The sequence below is a fragment of the Streptomyces glomeratus genome, from assembly GCF_021462825.1.
Lineage (GTDB): Bacteria > Actinomycetota > Actinomycetes > Streptomycetales > Streptomycetaceae > Streptomyces > Streptomyces glomeratus.
Map to the genome: position 1 here is coordinate 60,481 of NZ_JAKEEB010000003.1, position 20,451 is coordinate 80,931.

18 protein-coding genes are annotated in these 20,451 nt (G+C 72.0%); 8 read left to right on the forward strand and 10 right to left on the reverse strand.

The window, feature by feature from the left end:
* The first annotated feature begins 28 nt into the window (after positions 1-28).
* The 4 genes from LZ604_RS04115 (at position 29) to LZ604_RS04130 (ending at position 5,695) form a co-directional block, all read left to right on the forward strand.
* Positions 29-3,286, forward strand: coding sequence for a S41 family peptidase (locus LZ604_RS04115; RefSeq protein ID WP_234512705.1), 3,258 nt, complete (start codon positions 29-31; stop codon positions 3,284-3,286).
* 124 nt (positions 3,287-3,410) lie between these two features.
* A complete protein-coding gene (locus tag LZ604_RS04120) occupies positions 3,411-3,764 on the forward strand; it encodes an HIT domain-containing protein (protein ID WP_234512706.1) in 354 nt (117 codons plus the stop codon).
* A gap of 6 nt (positions 3,765-3,770) precedes the next feature.
* On the forward strand, positions 3,771-4,676 hold the full coding sequence (locus LZ604_RS04125) for a ribonuclease Z (protein WP_234512708.1): 906 nt from the start codon (positions 3,771-3,773) through the stop codon (positions 4,674-4,676).
* A 20-nt stretch (positions 4,677-4,696) separates the two neighbouring features.
* A complete protein-coding gene (locus tag LZ604_RS04130; protein ID WP_234512709.1) occupies positions 4,697-5,695 on the forward strand; it encodes an adenosine deaminase in 999 nt (332 codons plus the stop codon).
* A 17-nt stretch (positions 5,696-5,712) separates the two neighbouring features.
* Here LZ604_RS04130 and LZ604_RS04135 read toward each other — a convergent pair whose 3' ends face one another.
* Positions 5,713-7,086 (reverse strand): MFS transporter, encoded by a 1,374-nt coding sequence (locus LZ604_RS04135; RefSeq protein WP_234512710.1) that lies wholly within the window; start codon positions 7,084-7,086, stop codon positions 5,713-5,715.
* A 344-nt stretch (positions 7,087-7,430) separates the two neighbouring features.
* Between LZ604_RS04135 and LZ604_RS04140 the strand changes: the two genes are divergently transcribed.
* Together LZ604_RS04140 and LZ604_RS04145 are read left to right on the forward strand one after the other, a co-directional pair.
* Entirely contained in the window at positions 7,431-8,762 is a 1,332-nt protein-coding gene (locus tag LZ604_RS04140) for a glucarate dehydratase family protein (protein ID WP_234512711.1), read from the forward strand.
* Between the two features lie 124 nt (positions 8,763-8,886).
* Positions 8,887-10,017, forward strand: a complete 1,131-nt coding sequence (locus LZ604_RS04145; protein WP_234513088.1) for a carbohydrate kinase family protein — start codon at positions 8,887-8,889, stop codon at positions 10,015-10,017.
* Positions 10,018-10,075: 58 nt separating this feature from the next.
* On the opposite strand, the gene era is transcribed toward LZ604_RS04145, so the two are convergent.
* Positions 10,076-11,035 (reverse strand): GTPase Era, encoded by a 960-nt coding sequence (gene era / locus LZ604_RS04150; protein WP_234512712.1) that lies wholly within the window; start codon positions 11,033-11,035, stop codon positions 10,076-10,078.
* Positions 11,036-11,202: 167 nt separating this feature from the next.
* Here era and LZ604_RS04155 point away from each other — a divergent pair, with 167 nt between their 5' ends.
* The gene (locus LZ604_RS04155; protein WP_308283560.1) at positions 11,203-12,531 is read left to right on the forward strand and encodes an ammonium transporter; all 1,329 of its coding nucleotides are present in this window, start codon (positions 11,203-11,205) and stop codon (positions 12,529-12,531) included.
* Positions 12,528-12,866 (forward strand): P-II family nitrogen regulator, encoded by a 339-nt coding sequence (locus LZ604_RS04160; RefSeq protein WP_234512713.1) that lies wholly within the window; start codon positions 12,528-12,530, stop codon positions 12,864-12,866. The genes LZ604_RS04155 and LZ604_RS04160 overlap by 4 nt, the downstream gene beginning before the upstream one ends.
* Before the next feature lie 47 nt (positions 12,867-12,913).
* Here LZ604_RS04160 and LZ604_RS04165 read toward each other — a convergent pair whose 3' ends face one another.
* The 8 genes from LZ604_RS04165 to LZ604_RS04200 form a co-directional block, all read right to left on the reverse strand.
* A complete protein-coding gene (locus LZ604_RS04165; RefSeq protein WP_234512714.1) occupies positions 12,914-13,267 on the reverse strand; it encodes a cytidine deaminase-like protein in 354 nt (117 codons plus the stop codon).
* 44 nt (positions 13,268-13,311) lie between these two features.
* The gene (locus tag LZ604_RS04170) at positions 13,312-14,622 is read right to left on the reverse strand and encodes a hemolysin family protein (RefSeq protein WP_234512715.1); all 1,311 of its coding nucleotides are present in this window, start codon (positions 14,620-14,622) and stop codon (positions 13,312-13,314) included.
* Complete coding sequence (gene ybeY, locus LZ604_RS04175) at positions 14,619-15,116, reverse strand: rRNA maturation RNase YbeY (RefSeq protein ID WP_234512716.1); 498 nt, start codon at positions 15,114-15,116, stop codon at positions 14,619-14,621. Before ybeY ends, LZ604_RS04170 begins: the two co-directional genes overlap by 4 nt.
* A 12-nt stretch (positions 15,117-15,128) precedes the next feature.
* Positions 15,129-16,205, reverse strand: coding sequence for a PhoH family protein (locus LZ604_RS04180; protein ID WP_234512718.1), 1,077 nt, complete (start codon positions 16,203-16,205; stop codon positions 15,129-15,131).
* A 198-nt stretch (positions 16,206-16,403) separates the two neighbouring features.
* Complete coding sequence (locus LZ604_RS04185; RefSeq protein WP_234512721.1) at positions 16,404-17,672, reverse strand: MFS transporter; 1,269 nt, start codon at positions 17,670-17,672, stop codon at positions 16,404-16,406.
* The gene (locus LZ604_RS04190; protein WP_234512723.1) at positions 17,669-18,994 is read right to left on the reverse strand and encodes a GH1 family beta-glucosidase; all 1,326 of its coding nucleotides are present in this window, start codon (positions 18,992-18,994) and stop codon (positions 17,669-17,671) included. The genes LZ604_RS04185 and LZ604_RS04190 overlap by 4 nt, the downstream gene beginning before the upstream one ends.
* A 66-nt stretch (positions 18,995-19,060) precedes the next feature.
* Entirely contained in the window at positions 19,061-19,327 is a 267-nt protein-coding gene (locus LZ604_RS04195) for a protealysin inhibitor emfourin (RefSeq protein WP_234512725.1), read from the reverse strand.
* A gap of 33 nt (positions 19,328-19,360) precedes the next feature.
* Positions 19,361-20,428 carry a M4 family metallopeptidase gene (locus LZ604_RS04200; protein ID WP_234512726.1) on the reverse strand — a complete coding sequence of 356 codons (1,068 nt, stop codon included), beginning with the start codon at positions 20,426-20,428 and terminating at the stop codon, positions 19,361-19,363.
* Between the last annotated feature and the right edge of the window lie 23 nt (positions 20,429-20,451).

The following is a 20,451-nucleotide window of genomic DNA, read 5'->3' on the forward strand; positions in this document are numbered from 1 at the left end:
GACGGCCCTTGCTGCTTAGGGTGACCTGGTGACTCAGTCCGCATCGCCCGCGTATCTCCGCTTCCCGCATCTGCACGGCGAGTTGGTCGCCTTCACCGCCGAGGACGACGTCTGGGTCGCCCCGATGGACGGCGGCCGTGCCTGGCGGGTCAGCGCCGACAACGTCCCGGTCAACCACCCCCGAATATCACCGGACGGCCGGACCGTCGCCTGGACCTCCACCCGCGACGGCGCCCCCGAGGTGTACGCCGCCCCCATCGACGGCGGCTCCGCCAGGCGCCTGACCCACTGGGGCAGTGCCAAGACCCAGGTGCGCGGCTGGACCCCCGACGGGCGGGTCCTGGCCCTCAGCACGGTCGGCCAGGCCTCGCTGCGCCGCACCTGGGCGCACGCCGTACCACTCGACGGCGGCCCTGCCACCACCCTGCCGTACGGGCCCGTCGGCGACGTCGCCCACGGACCGGGCACGGTGCTGCTGTCCGCGCCCATGGGCCGCGAGGCCGCCTGGTGGAAGCGGTACCGGGGCGGCACGGCCGGCAAGCTGTGGATCGACCGGGCCGCCCACGACGGCGAAGGAGCCGGAGAGTTCGTCCGGCTGCACGAGGACCTCGACGGCAACATCGAGTACCCGTCATGGGTCGGGGAACGCCTTGCCTTCCTCTCCGACCACGAGGGCGTCGGCGCCCTGTACTCGTCGCTCGCCGACGGCTCGGACCTGCGTCGCCACACCCCCCTCGGGGGCACCTCTCACTCGAGCCAAGCCGAGAACGGGGGAGGTTTCTACGCCCGGCACGCGGCCACCGACGGAGCCCGGGTCGTCTACTCCTCGGCCGGTGAGCTGTGGCTGCTGGAGGACCTGGAGGGGGCCGAACCCCGGCGGCTCGACATCCGGCTCGGCGGGCAGCGCGTGGACCTTCAGCCGTACCCCGTGAGCGCAGGCCGCTGGTTCGGGGCCGCCTCGCCCGACCACACCGGACGCGGCAGCGCGATCTCGGTGCGCGGCGCCGTGCACTGGGTCACCCACCGCTCGGGGCCCGCCCGCGCGCTAGCCGCCGAGCACGGCGTACGGGCCCGGCTGCCCCACACCTTCCGCGCGGACGGCGAGGAGTGGGTGGTGTGGGTGACGGACGCGGAGGGCGAGGACGCGCTGGAGTTCGCGCCCGCCACCGGACTCGCGCCCGGCGCCACCCCCCGGCGACTCGCGGCGGGGCGCCTCGGCCGGGTCCTCGGCCTGGCGGTGGCCCCCGACGGCAGCCGGATCGCGGTCGCCGCGCACGACGGGCGGGTGCTGCTCGTCGAGCGGGACAGCGGTGAGGTGCGTGAGATCGACCGCAGCGAGGACGGCGAGGTCGGCGGACTCGTCTTCTCACCGGACTCGGCGTGGCTGGCCTGGTCGCACCCCGGGCCCCGCCCGCTGCGCCAGCTGAAACTCGCCAACACGGCCGACCTGTCGGTGACCGAGGCGACCCCGCTGCGCTTCCGGGACTACTCGCCCGCGTTCACGCTGGACGGCAAGCACCTGGCGTTCCTCTCGGCACGCTCCTTCGACCCGGTCTACGACGAGCACGTCTTCGACCTGGCCTTCGTGGGCGGCTCGCGGCCGCACCTGATCACGCTCGCCGCGACCACCCCGTCCCCCTTCGGGCCGCAACGGCACGGCCGTCCCTTCGACGCGCCCGGGAAGGAGGAGACACCCGACAGCGAGGGCGCGCCCACGACCCGGATCGACCTGGAAGGGCTCGCCGACCGGATCGTGCCGTTCCCGGTCGAGGCCGCGCGCTACTCCGGGCTGCGGGCCGCCAAGGACGGGGTGCTCTGGCTGCGCCACCCGGTACAGGGTGTCCTGGGCGCCTCGCGGGCCACGCCCGACGACCCGGACCCCAAGAGCGAGCTGGAGCGCTACGACCTCGCCCAGCAGCGCATCGAGCATCTCTCCTCGGACGCCGACCACTTGTCGGTCAGCGGCGACGGCAAGCGGGTGCTGCTGTGGACCGACGGCAAGCTGAAGGTCGTACCCAGCGACCGGCGGGCCCCGAACGACGACGACAGCGACTCCAACATCACCGTGGACCTGTCCCGCATACGCCAGACCGTCGATCCGGCGGCCGAGTGGCGGCAGATGTTCGAGGAGACCGGCCGCCTCATGCGGGACAACTTCTGGCGGCCCGACCTCGGCGGGGTCGACTGGGACGGCGTACTGGACCGGTACCGGCCGGTCCTGGAGCGCCTCGCCACGCACGACGACCTGGTGGACCTGCTGTGGGAGGTGCAGGGCGAACTGGGCACCTCGCACGCGTACGTCACCCCCACCGGCTACGGGCCGGGCGCGGACCGCCGGCAGGGGCTGCTCGGGGCCGACATCTCCCGCCACCCGGACGGGAGCTGGCGCATCGACCGGGTGCTGCCGTCGGAGACCTCCGATCCCGACGCCCGTGCCCCGCTGGCTGCTCCAGGGGTGGCGGTACGGGCCGGGGACGCGATCATCGCGGTCGGCGGGCGGCGGGTGGATCCGGTGGCCGGGCCGGGGCCGCTGCTGGTCGGGACGGCGGGCACACCGGTGGAGCTGACCATCTCGCCCGCGGGCGGGGGCGATCCGCGGCATGCCGTCGTCGTGCCGATCGCGGACGAGGAGCCGCTTCGGTACCACGCGTGGGTGGCGGACCGGCGGGCGTATGTGCACGGCAAGTCCGGCGGGCGGCTCGGGTACCTGCACGTGCCGGACATGGTGGGTTCCGGGTGGGCGCAGCTCCACCGGGACCTGCGGATCGAGGTCGCCCGGGAGGGACTGGTCGTGGACGTCCGGGAGAACCGGGGCGGCCACACCTCCCAGCTGGTCGTGGAGAAGCTGGCGCGGCGGATCGTGGGCTGGGACCTGCCGCGCGGGCTGCGGGCGTACAGCTATCCGGAGGACGCTCCGCGCGGTCCGGTCGTCGCCGTCGCCAACGAGTTCTCCGGGTCGGACGGGGACATCGTCAACGCGGCGGTCAAGGCGCTCGGTATCGGACCGGTGGTGGGGACGCGCACATGGGGCGGCGTCATCGGGATCGACAGCAGGTACCGGCTGGTCGACGGGACGCTGGTGACCCAGCCGAAGTACGCCTTCTGGCTCGAGGGCTATGGGTGGGGCGTGGAGAACCACGGGGTCGATCCCGACGTCGAGGTGGTCCAGACGCCGCAGGACCACGCGGCCGGGCGTGACGTCCAGCTGGACGAGGCGGTGCGGCTGGCGCTGGCCGCGCTGGAGGAGCGCCCGGCGAAGCGGCCCCCGGAGCTGCCGGGCCTGTGAGCCCCCGTGGCACGAGGGGTGTACGCCGGGCCTTCCCCGTCCACCGGCCCTTTTCCGGACCGGTGGACGGGCCGGCCCGATACGATGCCGTCGTAGTGATCAGTCTGTGTCAGGAGGCACGCATATGGCGGGAGAGCCGCAGGACGACTGCCTGTTCTGCAAGATCGCCGCGGGGCACATTCCGGCGACGATCATCCGCGAGACCGACACCACCGTGGCCTTCCAGGACATAAACCCCCAGGCGCCGACCCACATCCTGGTCATCCCGAGGCTTCACCACCGGGACGCCGCATCCCTTGCCGCCGCCGCGCCGGCCGTCGCCGCCGATGTGCTCCGTGAGGCGGGCGAGGTCGCCGTGCAGGAAAAGCTGGAGAGCTACCGCATCGTCTTCAACACCGGCAGCGGCGCCGGGCAGACCGTGTGGCATGCGCACGCCCACGTCCTCGGCGGCCGCGGCCTGCAGTGGCCCCCCGGGTGACGCGCCATGTCCGTCCGTGAACTGGTGGTCCTCGGCACCGCCAGCCAGGTCCCGACCCGGCAGCGCAATCACAACGGCTATCTGCTGCGCTGGGACGGCGAGGGCATCCTCTTCGACCCCGGCGAGGGCACCCAGCGGCAGATGCTCCGCGCCGGGGTCGCCGCCCACGACCTGCACCGGATCTGTGTCACGCACTTCCACGGGGACCACTCGCTGGGGCTGGCCGGGGTCATCCAGCGGATCAACCTGGACAAGGTGCCGCACGAGATCACCGCGCACTACCCCCGGTCGGGACAGCGGTTCTTCGAGCGGCTCCGGTATGCCACCGCCTACCGCGAGACCGTCCCGCTCATCGAGGCACCGGTCGCAGAGGACGGTGTGCTCGCGGCGACGGGCACGTACACGCTCGAAGCCCGCCGGCTCTCCCACCCGGTCGAGTCGTTCGGTTACCGGCTGGTGGAGCCCGACGGGCGGCGGATGCTGCCCGAGCGGCTCGCCGCGCACGGGATCGCGGGCCCGGACGTGGGCCGTCTCCAGCGTGAGGGCTCCCTCGGCGGCGTCCCGCTGGAAGCCGTGAGCGAGGTGCGTCGCGGACAGCGGTTCGCGTTCGTCATGGACACCCGGCTGTGCGAGGGGGTGTATGCCCTCGCCGAGGGCTGCGATCTGCTCGTCATCGAGTCGACCTTCCTCGACGAGGACGAGCGGCTGGCGGTGGAGTACGGTCACCTGACGGCCGGTCAGGCGGCGAGGGTGGCCCGGGAGGCCGGGGCACGGCACCTGGTCCTCACCCACTTCAGCCAGCGCTACACGGAGTCGGAGGAGTTCGAGCGTCAGGCGCGGGCCGCCGGTTTCGAGGGGGAGCTGACCGTGGCCCACGACCTGCTGAGAGTGCCGGTCCCGAAACGGCTGTGATCGGGCTCTACGATGCTTTGATGCCCCTCCCCAAAGCGGAACTGCACCTCCACGTCGAAGGCACCCTGGAGCCGGAGCTGGCGTTCGAGCTGGCCGCCCGCAACGGCGTCGAACTGCCGTACGCGGACACCGACGACCTGCGCAAGGCGTACGCCTTCGACGATCTCCAGTCCTTCCTGAACCTGTACTACGAGCTGATGGCCGTGCTGCGGACCGAGCGGGATTTCGAGGACCTCGCGAACGCGTACCTGGCACGGGCCGCCGCGCAGGGCGTACGGCACGCCGAGATCTTCTTCGATCCGCAGGCGCACATCGCCCGGGGCGTACCCATGGGGACGGTCGTCGAGGGCCTGTGGCGCGCGCTCGGCCGCAGCGAGGACAACCACGGCGTCTCCACCCAGCTCATCATGTGCTTCCTGCGGGACGAGTCCGCCGACTCCGCCATGGAGACGCTGCGGGCCGCCGAGCCGTACCTCGACCGGATCGTCGGCGTCGGCCTCGACTCCGCAGAGGTCGGCCACCCTCCGGCCAAGTTCCGCGAGGTGTACGAGGCCGCCGCCGCCCTCGGGCTGCGCCGGGTCGCGCACGCGGGGGAGGAGGGGCCGCCGGAGTACATCACCGAGGCCCTCGACGTGCTCGGCATCGAGCGCGTCGACCACGGGCTGCGCTGCCTGGAGGACCCGGCGCTGGTCGAGCGGCTGGTGCGCGAGCGGGTGCCGCTGACGCTGTGCCCGCTGTCCAATGTGCGGCTGCGTGCCGTCGACGCCCTGGCGGACCATCCGCTGCCCGCGATGCTCGACGCCGGGCTGCTGTGCACCGTCAACTCCGACGACCCGGCCTACTTCGGCGGGTATGCGGGGGACAACTTCCACGCCGTGCGCGAGGCCCTCGGCCTGAGCGGGGAGCGGATGCGCGAGCTGGCCCGCAACTCGTTCGTCGCGTCCTTCCTGGAGCACGACGAGGAGCGGAGGGCACGCTACCTCGCCGAGGTGGACGCCTACGAGTTCACCGGGAACTGATACGGCCGCGCCGGGCCCTAAGGGGTTCCGGGTCCCGGTGCCCCGGTCGCCTGCCCGGGCCCGGCCGTTCCGTAGGTCTGCCGGGCCGGGACCACCGGGTGATCGAGCGTGATCTCAACGACGGACTGCTCGGGTGCGCCGACCTGAGGGACCGCACCCGCGGGACCGGCCGTGGACGCGGCGACCAGGGCGGCCGCGGTGCCTCCGCGGCGGCGCACGGCGCCCGGCAGCAGCGGGCGGCCGCCGGTGTGCAGGGCGACGGCGGCCAGCGGTAGGGCGATCGCCAGCAGTCCGGCCGCGAGGATCGCGCCCATCGCCGGGAAACCCGCCCGGGCGGCCAGCACGCTTCCGGTGAGGGGGCCCGCCGCGGTGCCGAGCGAGGACGCCGAGCCGACGAGGACGGCCCAGCGGCCACGTGCGTCGAGGGAGGCGGCGAGGCCGATCAGATACGACAGCACGATCGGGTAGAGCGTGTTCCAGGCGATCTCGCCGGTCGCGAAGGTGCCGAGGCCGGTGGCGGAGGCGCTGAGCGCGATACAGCCGGCGATGAGGACGGTGCCCGCTCCGACGGGAAGCGCGCGGCCGAGGCGCGGCCCCAGCGTGCCCGCGCCGATCACGCCGAGCAGCCCGGCGCCGAGCGCGGCCGCGAAGACCGCGCCGACGGTGACCTCCGTGAGGTGCGCCTGGGTGAGGCCGATGCGTCCGCTGACGCCCCACAGGGAGTTCTGGGCGAGGGACCAGCACAGAATGCCGGCGGACAGAACGAGTCCGGAGCCGCGATGGGGCAGCCGGCCCGTCCCGCGGGGGGCCGTGGTGACGGGCGCGGGGGAGGCGAGACGGCCGGTCGCGGGCCACACCAGCAGGGCGGTGAGCGCGATCGCGGCGAGCGGGACGCCGTGACCCGGTCCGAGGTGGGGGACCGTCAGATAGATCGCCCCGGCCAGCGCGGAGACGCTCAACAGGCCCAGAGTCGAGGCCTGATGGGCATCCCAAACTCTCGACTTCGTTCGGGCAGGGGACGCCCCCAGGGCGGCGATACCGGTAGCGGCGACCGTGGTGGCCGTGCCGGAGCCGAATCCTCCGGCGACCGCCCCCGCGACGACCACGGGGATGCTGTGGCTGAGGGCGGCCGTGCCGTATCCGGCTGCGGCGAGCAGCAGGCCGGCGCGGGCCAGCCGCCGGTGGCCGATCCGGTGGACATGGGCGGCGAGCAGAAATCCCGCGGAGGCCGAACCCAGCAGCAGGGCACTGCCGATGGAACCGGCCTCGGTGGCGGAGAGCGGCAGACCCGCGTCGAGCCTGCCGACGGTGGTGGGAAGGAGGTACGAGGCGAGGTACCCGGCCGTGAAAAGGGCGACGAGGGGCCAGGGCTGGGCAATGCGGGGGGACACGGGCGTTCCAGGGCGTGCGGAAAGGCGGCTCGGAAGGGGGGAGGGCGCCGTCCGTCGACCGACAGGAACGCGCGGGCAATTTGTATCAAGCACGCGGTTCGAGAAGAAGCGCGGGATGTGTGATGTGGCTCACTTTTCAGTTTGTGTCTGGTGAACTCGGGTATACGACCGCGCTTCCTGTGGGCGCGGAGGCTCAGCGCCGGTGCGTCGCCTCCGTGGCGCCCCCCCGCGTCGCCCCCTTCGGGTCATCCTCGTCGTCGCCCCCGCCGTCGCCCCCTTGATGGTGCCATTGACGGGTCTGGTTCACCTACATAGTCTTCATTTTCATATATGGACAGCCCTCGATGGGGAGACAGAGGAGCCGCCCTGTGCCCACCCCGCCCCGCCGTGACCTCGCCATCGCCGAGGTGCGTCTGACGCCGATCCTGGTCGCCGACCCGCCGCTGCTCAACACGCAGGGTGTCCACCAGCCGTACACGCCCCGGCTGATCGTGGAGGTGGTGACCGCCGACGGGACCACGGGCGTCGGCGAGACCTACGGCGACACCGGGTACCTCGGACTGGCCCGGCCCTTCGCCCAGCGGCTGACCGGCCGTCAGGTGACCGACCTCAACGGGCTGTCCGCCGTCGCCGACGAGGTCGCCGTCGACCGCACCCGGGCCGGTGCCCGACTCGACATGGGCGGACTGCGCGGGGTCCAGACCGCCGACAAACTGCGGCTGTCCGTCGTCTCCGCCGTCGAGGTCGCCTGCCTCGACGCCCAGGGCAAGGCGCTCGGACTGCCCGTGCACGCGCTGCTCGGCGGCAAGGTGCGCAACGAGGTCGAGTACAGCGCGTACCTGTTCTACCGGTGGGCCGACCATCCCGAGGGCGTGGCCTGCGAGAAGGACGACTGGGGTGCCGCGCTCGACCCGGAGGGAGTGGTCGCCCAGGCCCGGGCGTTCAAGGAGCGGTACGGCTTCGGCTCCTTCAAGCTCAAGGGCGGGGTCTTCCCACCCGACGAGGAGATCGCCGCGATCCGCGCCCTCGCCGAGGCGTTCCCCGGGCACCCGCTGCGTCTGGACCCCAACGGCGCCTGGTCGGTCCGGACCTCCCTGAAGGTGGCCCGGGAGCTGGGCGACGTCCTCGAATACCTGGAGGACCCCGCCCTCGGGACGGCCGCGATGGCCGAGGTCGCCGCGGGAACCGATGTGCCGCTCGCCACCAACATGTGCGTGACCACCTTCCCGGAGATCGAGGAGGCGTTCACACGCGGCGCCGTCCAGGTCCTGCTGTCCGACCACCACTACTGGGGCGGGCTGCGCAACACCCGGGAACTCGCCGCCGTCTGCAGGGCGTTCGGGGTGGGACTGTCCATGCACTCCAACACGCACCTCGGCATCTCCCTCGCCGCGATGACCCATGTCGCCTCGACCGTGCCCGACCTCCACCACGCCTGCGACACCCACTACCCCTGGCAGTCGGAGGACGTCGTCACCGAGCGCCTCTCCTTCGAGGGCGGCCGGATCGCCGTACCGGACGCGCCCGGTCTCGGCGTCACGCTGGACCGCGACCGGCTGGCCGCCCTCCACGCACGCTGGCTCGCCGACGACGGCACCCTGCGCGACCGCGACGACGAGGCGGCGATGCGTGTCGCGGATCCCGGCTGGGTCACTCCGGCGGTGCCCCGCTGGTAGGCGGAACGGCTCCGGGGAAGCGACGCCGCGAACCGTGACACGTGGTGCACACTGACTGGATCCGCACCACGTCAGGGAGCCCACCGTGACCACCACCGGAGAGGGACCGCACCGCCGAACCGGCATGGAAGAGGATCCGCACCCCCATCCCCACCTCGGGGAGGAAGCGCACCACCACTCCCATGTCGACCCCCTGGCCGCCCTGCGCGCGCCGGGGGACCCGCCGCGGGACGTGTACCTCACGGGGACGGTGTTCCTCGACATCATCTTCACCGGGCTCGACTCCGCCCCCGTGCGCGGCACCGAGTCCTGGGCGCGCGGGATGGGATCGAGCCCCGGCGGTGTCGCCAACATGGCCACCGCGCTGGCCCGACTCGGCCTGAAGACCTCCCTGGCCGCCGCGTTCGGCGACGACCACTACGGCGAGTACTGCTGGGACGAACTGGAACAAGGCGAGGGCATCGACCTCTCGCCGTCCCGGCGGGTCCCCGGCTGGCACTCCCCGGTCACCGTCTCCATGGCCTACGAGGGCGAGCGGACCATGGTCTCGCACGGCCACGAGCCGCCGCCGGAGGAAACCATCCCCGCCTGCCCACCCCCCGCCCGGGCCGCCGTCGCCTCGCTGACCCCGGGCCGGCGCGCCCCCTGGATCGCCGAGGCGGCCAAGCGGGGCACCCGTGTCTTCGCCGACGTCGGCTGGGACGACACCGGTACCTGGGACCTCGCGGGCCTCGCCGACCTCGAACACTGCGAGGCGTTCCTGCCGAACGCCGAGGAGGCCATGCGGTACACGGGCACCGACTGCCCGCGCGCCGCCGCGCATGCGCTGAGCGCCTGTGTGCCGCTGGTCGTGGTCACCCTCGGCGCGGAGGGCGCGTACGCCGTGGACGGGCGCACCGGGGCGACCGCCGCCGTGCCCGCGATCGCCGTGGAGGCGCTGGATCCGACGGGCGCGGGGGACGTCTTCGTGGCGGGCTTCGTGACCGGCACGCTGGCCGAGTGGCCGCTGGCCGACCGTCTCGCCTTCGCGGGCCTGACGGCCGCGCTGTCGGTGCAGGAGTTCGGCGGCTCGCTGTCGGCGCCCGGATGGTCCGAGGTCGCGGCGTGGTGGCGCCGGGTGCAGTCCTACGAGGACCAGGACCCGGCGGCCCTCAGCCGGTACGCGTTCCTCGACCGGCTGGTCCCGGAGGCGTGCGTGGAACCCTGGCCGCGGCGGCGTGCCGTACCCACGATCGGGTTCCGCAGATCGACATGAGCGCGGCGATGTGCCGCCGCTCGGCAGCCCGGGCGGCGGCCGGCGGCCCGGACAGCCGTCAGAAGCCCAGGCGCCGCAGCTGCTTGGGGTCCCGCTGCCAGTCCTTGGCCACCTTCACATGGAGGTCCAGGAACACCGGGGTGCCGAGCAGCGCCTCGATGTGCTTGCGGGACTTGATGCCGACCTCCTTCAGGCGCTTGCCCTTGGGGCCGATGATGATCCCCTTCTGGCTGGGGCGCTCGATGTAGACGTTCGCGTGGATGTCCAGGAGCGGCTTGTCCGCCGGGCGGTCCTCGCGCGGCAGCATCTCCTCCACCACCACCGCGATGGAGTGCGGCAGCTCGTCCCGCACGCCCTCCAGCGCCGCCTCCCGGATCAGCTCGGCCACCATGACCTGCTCCGGCTCGTCCGTCAGGTCGCCCTCGGGGTAGAGCGCGGGCCCTTCGGGCAGCAGCGGGATCAGCAGGTCGGCCAGCAGCTCCACCTGCCTGTCCCCGACCGCCGACACGGGCACGATCTCCGCCCACTCGATCCCCAGCTCCTTGCCCAGCCGGTCGATGGCGATCAGCTGCTCGGCGAGAGCCTTGGAGTCCACGAGGTCCGTCTTGGTGACGATCGCGACCTTCGGTGTCTTCCTGATCCCCGCCAGCTCCTTGGCGATGAAGCGGTCACCGGGGCCGATCTTCTGGTCGGCGGGCAGACAGAAGCCGATCACGTCCACCTCGGCCCATGTCGTGCGCACCACGTCGTTGAGCCGCTCGCCGAGCAGCGTCCGCGGCTTGTGCAGACCAGGGGTGTCGACCAGGATCAGCTGCGCATCCGGCCGGTGCACGATGCCCCGTACCGTGTGCCGCGTCGTCTGCGGCCGGTTCGAGGTGATCGCCACCTTCTGCCCGACGAGAGCGTTCGTGAGGGTGGACTTGCCCGCGTTGGGGCGGCCCACGAAACAGGCGAAGCCCGCCCGGTGGACGGCCTCGGTAGGCTCGGAAGACTGGCTGCGCACGCTCATGGCGCCCATTCTCCCTGATCCACAGAGCCCCACCGCACGGTTGTCCGCACGCCGGGCCCGGTGAGCTTGCGGAAACAGCGACGCAACACGAAACGTCACGGAAACACACCCGTACGCAACCGGAAACGCGCGACGGTGACCCTCGGACGAGCCCCGTACCCCGAGGAGACCCGCCCGTGGAGATCGCCCACCTGGCCGCCGGCAAGGCCCCCGCCCTCGACACCGGCGACACCGCCTGGCTGCTCGCCGCCACCGCCCTCGTCCTGCTGATGACCCCGGGCCTGGCCCTGTTCTACGGCGGTATGGTCCGCACGAAGAGCGTCCTCAACATGCTGATGATGAGCTTCGTGTCGATCGCCCTGGTCACGGTGGTGTGGCTGGCCGCCGGGTACTCCCTGGCCTTCGGCGACGACAGCGCGGGCGGGCTGATCGGCGGCCTGAAGCACGCCGGCATGGCGGGCCTCGGCCCGGAGAGTCTGCACGGCAGCGTCCCCACCCTGCTCTTCGCCACCTTCCAGCTCACCTTCGCGATCATCACGGCGGCGCTCGTCAGCGGCGCCGTCGCGGACCGCGCGAAGTTCGGGGCGTGGCTGGTGTTCGTACCGGTGTGGGCCCTGCTCGTATACGTCCCGGTCGCGCACTGGGTGTGGGGCCCGGGCGGCTGGATCCTCGCCCGCCTCGGAGCCCTCGACTTCGCCGGCGGTCTGCCCGTGGAGATCACCTCCGGTGCCTCCGGGCTCGCCCTGTGCCTGGTCCTCGGCCCCCGCCTCGGCTTCAAGAAGGACGCCATGCGCCCGCACAACCTGCCGATGGTGATGCTCGGGGCCGGGCTGCTGTGGTTCGGCTGGTTCGGTTTCAACGCGGGCTCGGCGCTCGGTGCGAACGGCCTCGCGGCCGCGGCCTTCCTCAACACCCTCGCCGCCGGCTGCACCGGCCTGCTCGGCTGGCTCTTCGTCGAGCAGAAGCGCGACGGCCACCCCACCACGCTCGGCGCCGCGTCCGGCGCGGTCGCGGGCCTGGTCGCCATCACCCCGTCCTGCGGCACGGTGTCCCTGCTCGGCGCGCTGGTCGTGGGCCTGGCTGCCGGAGTCGTCTGCTCGTACGCCGTGAGCTGGAAGTTCAAGCTGAACTACGACGACTCGCTGGACGTCGTCGGTGTTCACCTGGTCGGCGGTGTCATCGGCACGCTGCTCATCGGCCTGTTCGCGGTCGGCGAGATGACCGGCGGGACGAAGGGTCTGCTGTACGGGGGCGGGGCCGCCCTGCTCGGCAAGCAGCTGCTGGCCGTGGCCGTGGTGGCGGTCTACGCCTTCGCGGTGACGTACGGGATCGGCAAGGCGATCGACAAGGTGATGGGCCTGCGCGCGAGCGAGGAGCAGGAGCACACCGGACTGGACCTTACGGTGCACGCCGAGACCGCCTACGATCACGGAGTCCTGGGCCATGGCGCCCCGGTCGCCCACTCCGTCCCCTCCGTCACGCAGAAGGTCGGCTCCCAGGCATGAAGCTCATCACCGCGGTCGTCAAGCCCTTCCGCCTGGACGCGGTCAAGACGGCCCTCCAGGAACTCGGTGTGCACGGCCTGACCGTGACCGAGGCCAGCGGCTACGGCCGTCAGCGCGGCCACACCGAGGTGTACCGCGGCGCCGAGTACCGGGTCGATCTCGTGCCCAAGGTCCGTATCGAGGTCGTCGTCGAGGACGCGGACGCCGACATGGTGATCGAGGCGGTGGTGAGGGCCGCGCAGACCGGGAAGATCGGCGACGGCAAGGTCTGGGCGGTGCCCGTGGAGACCGTCGTACGGGTGCGGACGGGCGAGCGCGGTCCCGACGCGCTCTGACCCGGGGGGCCGCGCCTGCGCGCGGCCCCCCGGCGTCGTACGGCGCGTCAGCCCGCCGTGAGCGTGGCGCGGAGCGTGCCGTCCGGGCCGGCCACCAGCACCGGCGTCCCGGGACCGCCGAGGTCCCGCACCGCCGCCCGGTCCTCCGCGGACGCGGACCCGGCCTCCGTGACCACGGCCGCCGCCTCCAGCGACTTCGCGCCCGACGCCACCGCCATCGCCACCGCGGTCTGCAGGGCGCTCAGCTTCAGCGACTCCAGGGCGACGGTTCCGGCCACATACGTACGCCCGGTCTCGTCGCGCACGGCGGCACCCTCGGGCACACCGTTGCGGGCCCGGGCCGAACGGGCCAGGGTGACGATCTTGCGGTCCTCGGGGTCGAGCGCGTTGGTGTCGGTCATGGTCCGAGCATACGAAGCCGCCCGGACCGGGCGGCCTCAGGGGCTCACTCCGGCTGCGGCCGGTCCTCCTCGGGGGGCTCGGCCGGCCCCACCGGTTCCGCCAGCACGGTCACGATCTTGTTCCTGCGGCCCGCCGCGGCCTCCGCGGTCAGCCGCAGCTCCCGGCCGTCGGGGAGTTCCACCACGGACGACGCCCCCGCGATCGGCACCCGGCCGAGCGCCTTCGCGAGCAGTCCGCCGACCGTCTCGACGTCCTCGTCGTCGTACGCCTCGAGCCCGTACAGCTCGCCGAGGTCGCCGATGTCGAGGCGGGCGGTGACGCGATAGCGGTCGTGGCCCAGCTCCTCCACCGGCGGCAGCTCACGGTCGTACTCGTCGGTGATCTCGCCGACGATCTCCTCCAGGATGTCCTCGATGGTGACGATCCCGGCCGTGCCGCCGTACTCGTCGATGACGACCGCGACGTGGGTGCGCTCCTTCTGCATCTCCCGCAGCAGGTCGCCCGCGTTCTTGGTGTCCGGCACGAAGGTGGCAGGCCGCATGGCGGTGGACACCAGCTCCGACTCGGCGTCCCGGCTGATGTGCGTCTTGCGGACCAGATCCTTGAGATACACGATCCCGACGATGTCGTCCTCGCTCTCCCCGGTGACCGGGATGCGCGAGAAGCCGGACCTCAGGGCCAGCGTCAGCGCCTGACGGATGGTCTTGTAGCGCTCGATGACGACCAGGTCCGTCCGGGGGACCATCACCTCCCGCACGAGGGTGTCGCCCAGCTCGAACACCGAGTGCACCATGCGGCGCTCCTCGGCCTCGATGAGGGACTCCTTCTCCGCCAGGTCGACCAGGGCGCGCAGCTCCGCCTCGGAGGCGAAGGGGCCGCGGCGGAAGCCCTTGCCGGGCGTCAGGGCGTTGCCGAGGAGGATGAGGAGGTTCGGGATCGGGCCCATGATCCTGGCCAGCGGCACCAGGACGTACGCGGCCGCCGTCGCCGTGTTCAGCGGGTGCTGGCGGCCGATGGTGCGCGGGGAGACGCCGACGGCGACGTACGACACGAGCACCATGACGGCGATCGCGGCCAGCAGGGCCTCCGCGGTCCCGGCGAACTCCTTCAGACAGGCGTAGGTGACCAGCGCGGCCGCGGCCATCTCGCAGGCGACCCGGACCAGCAGCGCCACATTGAGGTAGCGGGTCGGGTCCGCGGCGACCTGGGCGAGCTTGGCGCTGCCGCGCCGGCCGCTGCGTACGGCCTCCTCGGCGCGGAAGCTGGAGACGCGCGCGAGGCCCGCCTCCGCGCAGGCGGCGAGCCAGGCGACGACGACCAGTGCGACCGCGCCGACGACGAGCTGGAGGCTCATGACACGGTCGGGGCCGGGGACGGGCCGGTCAGGCCCTTCTCCGCGCGCCAGCCGTCCACGATGGCGGCTTGGAGGCCGAACATCTCGGCCTTCTCGTCGGGCTCCTCGTGGTCGTAGCCGAGCAGATGCAGCACTCCGTGGACGGTCAGGAGCTGGAGCTCCTCATCCATGGAGTGCTGCGTCGCTGCCTCGGCGCCCTGCTTGGCGGCGACCTCCGGGCACAGCACGATGTCACCGAGCAGCCCCTGCGGGGGCTCGTCGTCGTCCTTGGCCGGGGGCCGCAGCTCGTCCATCGGGAAGGACATGACATCCGTCGGGCCCGGCAGATCCATCCACTGGACGTGCAGCTGCTCCATGGCGTCGGCGTCCACGACGATCACCGAGAGCTCGGAGAGCGGGTGGATGCGCATCCGCGCGAGCGCGTAGCGGGCGATGTCGAGGATCGCCTGCTCGTCGACCTCGGTACCGGACTCGTTGTTGACGTCGATCGCCATGGCAGTGCTGGTCTACTTCCCCTTGTGCGCGTGTCCGGCCTTGCCGCGGGCGGCCTTGTGGGTGCCGTTCTCGGTGCCGTTCTTGCTGTCGTACTTCTCGTAGGCGTCGACGATACGGCCGACGAGCTTGTGCCGTACGACATCGTGGGACGACAGACGGGAGAAGTGGACGTCCTCGACGCCCTCCAGGATCTCCTGCACCTGCCGCAGACCGCTCTTGGTGCCGTTCGGAAGATCCACCTGGGTCACGTCACCCGTGATCACGATCTTCGAGTCGAAGCCGAGGCGGGTGAGGAACATCTTCATCTGCTCGGGGCTCGTGTTCTGGGCCTCGTCGAGGATGATGAAGGCGTCGTTGAGCGTGCGGCCGCGCATGTACGCGAGCGGTGCGACCTCGATCGTCCCGGCGGCCATCAGCCGCGGAATGGAATCGGGGTCGATCATGTCGTGCAGCGCGTCGTACAGCGGGCGCAGATACGGGTCGATCTTCTCGTACAGCGTGCCGGGCAGGAAACCGAGACGCTCGCCCGCCTCGACGGCCGGACGGGTCAGGATGATCCGGTTGACCTGCTTGGACTGCAGGGCCTGGACCGCCTTGGCCATGGCGAGGTAGGTCTTGCCGGTGCCGGCGGGGCCGATGCCGAAGACGATCGTGTGCTTGTCGATCGCGTCCACGTACCGCTTCTGGTTGAGCGTCTTGGGCCGGATGGTGCGGCCACGGGAGGACAGGATGTTCTGCGTCAGCACCTGGGCCGGGGTCTCCGGTCCGTCGCCCTCACCGTTGTCGCTCGCGCGGAGCATGGCGATCGAGCGTTCCACTGCGTCCTCCGTCATCGGTTGCCCGGTGCGGAGCACCAGCATCATCTCTGCGAACACGCGCTGGATCAGGGCGACGTCCACCGGGTCGCCGACCGCGCTGATCTCGTTGCCCCGGACGTGGATGTCGACCCCCGGGAAGGCCGTCTCGATCACGCGCAGCAGGGAATCCCCGGAACCCAGCACCATCACCATGGGGTGCTGTGCGGGGACGGTGATCTGCGTTCTCGCCTCCCCCTGCGCGGGGGTGTGAGCTGTGGGTGTCTGAGTCATGGGCCGGCTCTGTAGGCCTGCGATTCCTCCTCCGTAGGGCCGCGCAGTTGAGGGCGGCCTCGCGGTTTCAAGAGTACGACGCGGCGCTGACAGAGCCGTAGGGCTTTTCCGTGTGCTTGTACGACACCACCTGTGGCACCGGCCCGACCGCCGGCGCCGCTCCGTGGCGGTCAGGTATGGCACCCTGTGTCCGGGCTTTCACTCCACCCCCCTGATCCGCCCCACCAGCACCGCCCCGGCCAGTCCGATCGCCGCCGCCGCCAGGTACAGCACCCGGTACCCGCCCAGGTACGTGACGATCGGTGCGGCCAGGGCCGGGGCCGCGACCTGGGGGAGGGCATTGGCGACGTTGATCACCCCCAGATCCTTGCCGCGGTCCAGGGCCTTCGGCAGGACGTCCGTCATCAGCGCGAAGTCCACCGAGGTGAACACCCCGAAACCCACACCGAGCACCGCCGCCGCGACGACCGTGCCCGGCCAGGTCTGCCAGCCCGACAGAGCGGCCGTCGCGACCGCCATCAGCACTCCGGACCAGACCACGAACGGCTTGCGGCGGCCCACCCGGTCCGACCGGACGCCGCCGACGACCACGGTGGCGAGGAGCGTGACCCCGTTGACCGCGGTGAGGATCAGCACACCCTTGTCAGGGTCGTGGTAGCCGACGCGGTCCCGCAGGTAGTAGAGGAGGTAGAGCAGGACGAGGGAGTTGCTCAGGTTGATCAGGAAGCGTGTCAGCCACGCCCAGCCGAGGTCGGGGTGGCGGCGCGGGCTCAGCCAGAAGCCCGCGAAAAAGCCCCGCCAGTGCCAGGGCGGCCGGTCCTCGTCCGCCAGCCGCAGGTCCTGGTGGCGCAGGACGTACGGCAGCACGCCCACCACCGTGAACACCGCGCACGCCGCATAGCCGGCTCCGATGCCCCCGGCCGCCGTCGCAAGGCCCGTCCCGCCGACCACCCCGAGGATCTGCGCCGCCCCCAGCCAGCCGCCCACCGAGCCCCGCTGGAGCCGCGGCACCCGGTCCGGCACCGCCGCCGTCACCGCCGCGAAAGCCGCGTTCAGCGTCAGCTGCACCAGGCACCAGCCCAGCGCCATGGTCCACGGGCCGCTCGCCCCGGCCAGCAGCAGAAGCGACAGCGCTCCGCCCGCCACCCCCGCCACGATCCACGGCGTACGGCGGCCCCGTCGCGCCGTCGTGCGGTCCGACAGCGCGCCGAAGAACGGATTCGCGACCAGCGACACCACCGCGCCCGCTCCCGTCACCCAGGCCAGCAACGTCTCCTTGGGCATACCGGCGCCGGGTGCGAAGTCCTTCGCCTGAGACGCGAGCAGGATCTGCAACGGGCCGTACCAGCCCACCCAGATCGCGCCGTTGGCCAGCGACAGGGCCGAGATCCAGCCCCGGCCGACCCGTTCGACGGGCTCGGCGAGGGCGTCCGCGGACCGATCGGCGGACCGGTCGGCCGTCGTCATCTCCGCGCCCGCAGCAGATCCCGCAGCCACCCGTACGAGGCCTTCGGGGTCCGCTCCAGCGTCGTGTAGTCCACGTGCACCAGGCCGAAGCGGCGCGCGTACCCCTCGGCCCACTCGAAGTTGTCCAGCAACGACCACACGAAGTAGCCGCGTACGTCGACCCCCGCCTCCACCGCCCGGTGCAGCGCCCGGATGTGCCCGTCCAGATAGGCGATGCGCTCCCGGTCCTCGACGCCCTCGCAGGAGCAGCCGTTCTCGGTGACGACGACGGGCGGGAGCCGGTCGCCGTAGCGCTCGCGGAAGCCGGTGAGCAGCTCGGTCAGCGCCTCGGGGACCACCGGCCAGCCGAAGTCCGTCACCGGGCGGCCCTCGATCTCCCGGACGGAGAAGGGGAGTTCCGAAGGGAGGGAGAGGCCGCCGAACGCGATCTCCTCGCCCTGCGGGGCGCCCACCCGTGTCGGCGCGTAGTAGTTGATCCCGTACCAGTCGACCGGTTCCGCGATCACCTTGAGGTCGGTCGCGACGTCCTCGGGGCTTTTGGCCATCAGCTCGCCGATGCCCTCGGGGTAGCGGCCCAGCAGCAGGGGGTCGGAGAACAGCCGGTTGAGCAGGACGTCGTAGAACTCCGCGGCCGCCATGTCCTCCGGCGTTGCGGACGCCGGCCACGTCGGGCCGTGGGAGTTGGCGATCCCGATGTCACCCGCCCCGGCCGCACGCAGGGCCCGTACGGCCAGACCATGGGCCAGCAGCTGGTGATGGGCCACCGGCAGCGCATCGAACATCAGCCGCCTGCCCGGTGCGTGGGCACCCAGCGCATGGCCCAGCAAGGTGTGCTCGGCGGGCTCGTTCAGGGTGATCCACTTGGCCACACGGTCGCCGAGCCGCCCGGCGACGGCCGACGCGTAGTCGGCGAACCGGGACGCCGTGTCCCGCTCCAGCCAGTCCAGGGTGACCGGCAGATCCCAGTGGAAGAGGGTCACCACCGGCCGTACGCCCGCTGCGCACAGCTCGTCGACCAGGCGGTCGTAGAAGTCCAGGCCGCCGGGGGAGTTCACCCGGGGCCAGGAGACCGAGAAGCGGTACGCGTCCACACCGAGGTCCGCCAGGAGGGCCACGTCCTCGCGGTAACGGTGGTAGTGGTCGCAGGCCACCGCGGCGGTCGAGCCGTCCTTCACCCGGCCCGGCTCCGCGGTGAACACGTCCCACACGGAGGGTTCCCGCGCGTCGGCCGCCCCCTCGATCTGGTGGGCCGAGGTCGACACGCCCCACAGGAAGCCGGCCGGGAACTGGGGTATCGGGTTCGTCACCATGCGCCGGATCATCCTTACCGCCGGTAACGGAAGTCAACGGGCAGGCGCGAACTGCCGGTTGCCTCGCAGGCGGCGGGTTCAGGCACCTTCCTTCAGCACACGTGAGACCAGCGTCCGCTGCTCCTCGCTCAGCCGGGGATCCGCGCAGTACACGGTCTTGCCGTCCACGGTGATCTCATAACCGAAGCCGTCCGGCACCCCGGCCGGCGGCACACCCCGGCCGGCGGCCAGTGCCCGCTCGGCCAGGGTGTGCCACTCCTGAGCGTCCGCCCGTCCCGAGGTGTCCACCTCGGCCAGGCGCTCGATGCCCGCGAACCCGCCCGTACGCCTCACCCGAATACGCATGGGACCTGTCTAGTACGAGACGGGCGCCCGGGGCTACGTGGCCGGCACCCCGACCTGCTCCCAGGCCTTGAGCACGGCCTCCTGCTCCGCGCCCTCGCGGTAGCGGTTCACGGCCGCCGTCACCGTCAGCCGCGCGAAGTCCGCGAAGGTCGCGTGCGTCTCCAGCTCCCCGCCGGTCAGCACGTCGTACCAGATCTGCCCGGCCCGCTCCCAGGCGTGTCCGCCGAGCTCGGTGGCGACCAGGTAGAACGCGTGGTTGGGGATCCCGGAGTTGATGTGCACCCCGCCGTTGTCCCGGCTGGTGTGCACATAGCCGTCCATCGTCCCCGGCTGCGGGTCCTTGCCGAGCACGTCGTCGTCGTACGCGCTGCCCGGTTCCTTCATCGAGCGCAGCGCCTTGCCGGTGACGCGCGGGGCGAGCAGCCCGGCACCGATCAGCCAGTCGGCCTCGGCGGCGCTCTGGCCGAGCGAGTACTGCTTGATCAGCGAGCCGAAGACGTCCGACATCGACTCGTTGAGGGCGCCCGATTCGCCGAAGTAGGCCAGATTCGCCGTGTACTGCGTGACGCCGTGGGTGAGTTCGTGGCCGATGACGTCGATCGGGAGGGTGAAGTCGAGGAAGATCTCGCCGTCACCGTCGCCGAACACCATCTGCTCGCCGTTCCAGAAGGCGTTGTCGTAGTTCTCGCCGAAGTGCACGGTCGCGTCCAGCGGCAGGCCCTTGCCGTCGATGGAGTCGCGGCCGTACGCCGTCAGATACAGCTCGAAGGTGGCGCCGAGGCCCGCGTACGCCCGGTTGACGGTGGCGTCCCCGCCGGCCTCGTCGCCCTCGCCGCGGACCTTGGTGCCGGGCAGGGTCTCCCGGTGTCCGGCGTCGTAGACCGTGCGGTGCGGCGCGCCGGCGTCGGCCGTGGGCGGGGTCGCCGCGGGCGCGCCGATGACCGTGGTCAGGCGGCGGCGGGTGCGCTCCAGGGCGTCCCGCTCCAGGGTGCGGCGCGCGGGAGTGGCGAGCGCGGAGTCCTCGTGCTGGGCGAGGTTGTCGAGGACATGCGGTGGCACGATGGTGCAGAAGACGGGCTCAAAGCCCCCGTTGGTGTTCATGTCGGGCACCATTGCACTCCGTG

Excerpts from the sequence above, each read along its gene's own strand:
- LZ604_RS04120 (WP_234512706.1), top strand. The coding sequence starts at position 3,411 with ATGGCGGGAGAGCCGCAGGACGACTGCCTGTTCTGCAAGATCGCCGCG.
- LZ604_RS04125 (WP_234512708.1), top strand. The coding sequence starts at position 3,771 with ATGTCCGTCCGTGAACTGGTGGTCCTCGGCACCGCCAGCCAGGTCCCG.
- LZ604_RS04130 (WP_234512709.1), top strand. The coding sequence starts at position 4,697 with ATGCCCCTCCCCAAAGCGGAACTGCACCTCCACGTCGAAGGCACCCTG.
- LZ604_RS04140 (WP_234512711.1), top strand. The coding sequence starts at position 7,431 with ATGGGGAGACAGAGGAGCCGCCCTGTGCCCACCCCGCCCCGCCGTGAC.
- LZ604_RS04145 (WP_234513088.1), top strand. The coding sequence starts at position 8,887 with ATGGAAGAGGATCCGCACCCCCATCCCCACCTCGGGGAGGAAGCGCAC.
- era (WP_234512712.1), bottom strand. The coding sequence starts at position 11,035 with ATGGGCGCCATGAGCGTGCGCAGCCAGTCTTCCGAGCCTACCGAGGCC.
- LZ604_RS04160 (WP_234512713.1), top strand. The coding sequence starts at position 12,528 with ATGAAGCTCATCACCGCGGTCGTCAAGCCCTTCCGCCTGGACGCGGTC.
- LZ604_RS04165 (WP_234512714.1), bottom strand. The coding sequence starts at position 13,267 with ATGACCGACACCAACGCGCTCGACCCCGAGGACCGCAAGATCGTCACC.
- LZ604_RS04170 (WP_234512715.1), bottom strand. The coding sequence starts at position 14,622 with ATGAGCCTCCAGCTCGTCGTCGGCGCGGTCGCACTGGTCGTCGTCGCC.
- ybeY (WP_234512716.1), bottom strand. The coding sequence starts at position 15,116 with ATGGCGATCGACGTCAACAACGAGTCCGGTACCGAGGTCGACGAGCAG.
- LZ604_RS04180 (WP_234512718.1), bottom strand. The coding sequence starts at position 16,205 with ATGACTCAGACACCCACAGCTCACACCCCCGCGCAGGGGGAGGCGAGA.
- LZ604_RS04185 (WP_234512721.1), bottom strand. The coding sequence starts at position 17,672 with ATGACGACGGCCGACCGGTCCGCCGATCGGTCCGCGGACGCCCTCGCC.
- LZ604_RS04190 (WP_234512723.1), bottom strand. The coding sequence starts at position 18,994 with ATGATCCGGCGCATGGTGACGAACCCGATACCCCAGTTCCCGGCCGGC.
- LZ604_RS04195 (WP_234512725.1), bottom strand. The coding sequence starts at position 19,327 with ATGCGTATTCGGGTGAGGCGTACGGGCGGGTTCGCGGGCATCGAGCGC.
- LZ604_RS04200 (WP_234512726.1), bottom strand. The coding sequence starts at position 20,428 with ATGAACACCAACGGGGGCTTTGAGCCCGTCTTCTGCACCATCGTGCCA.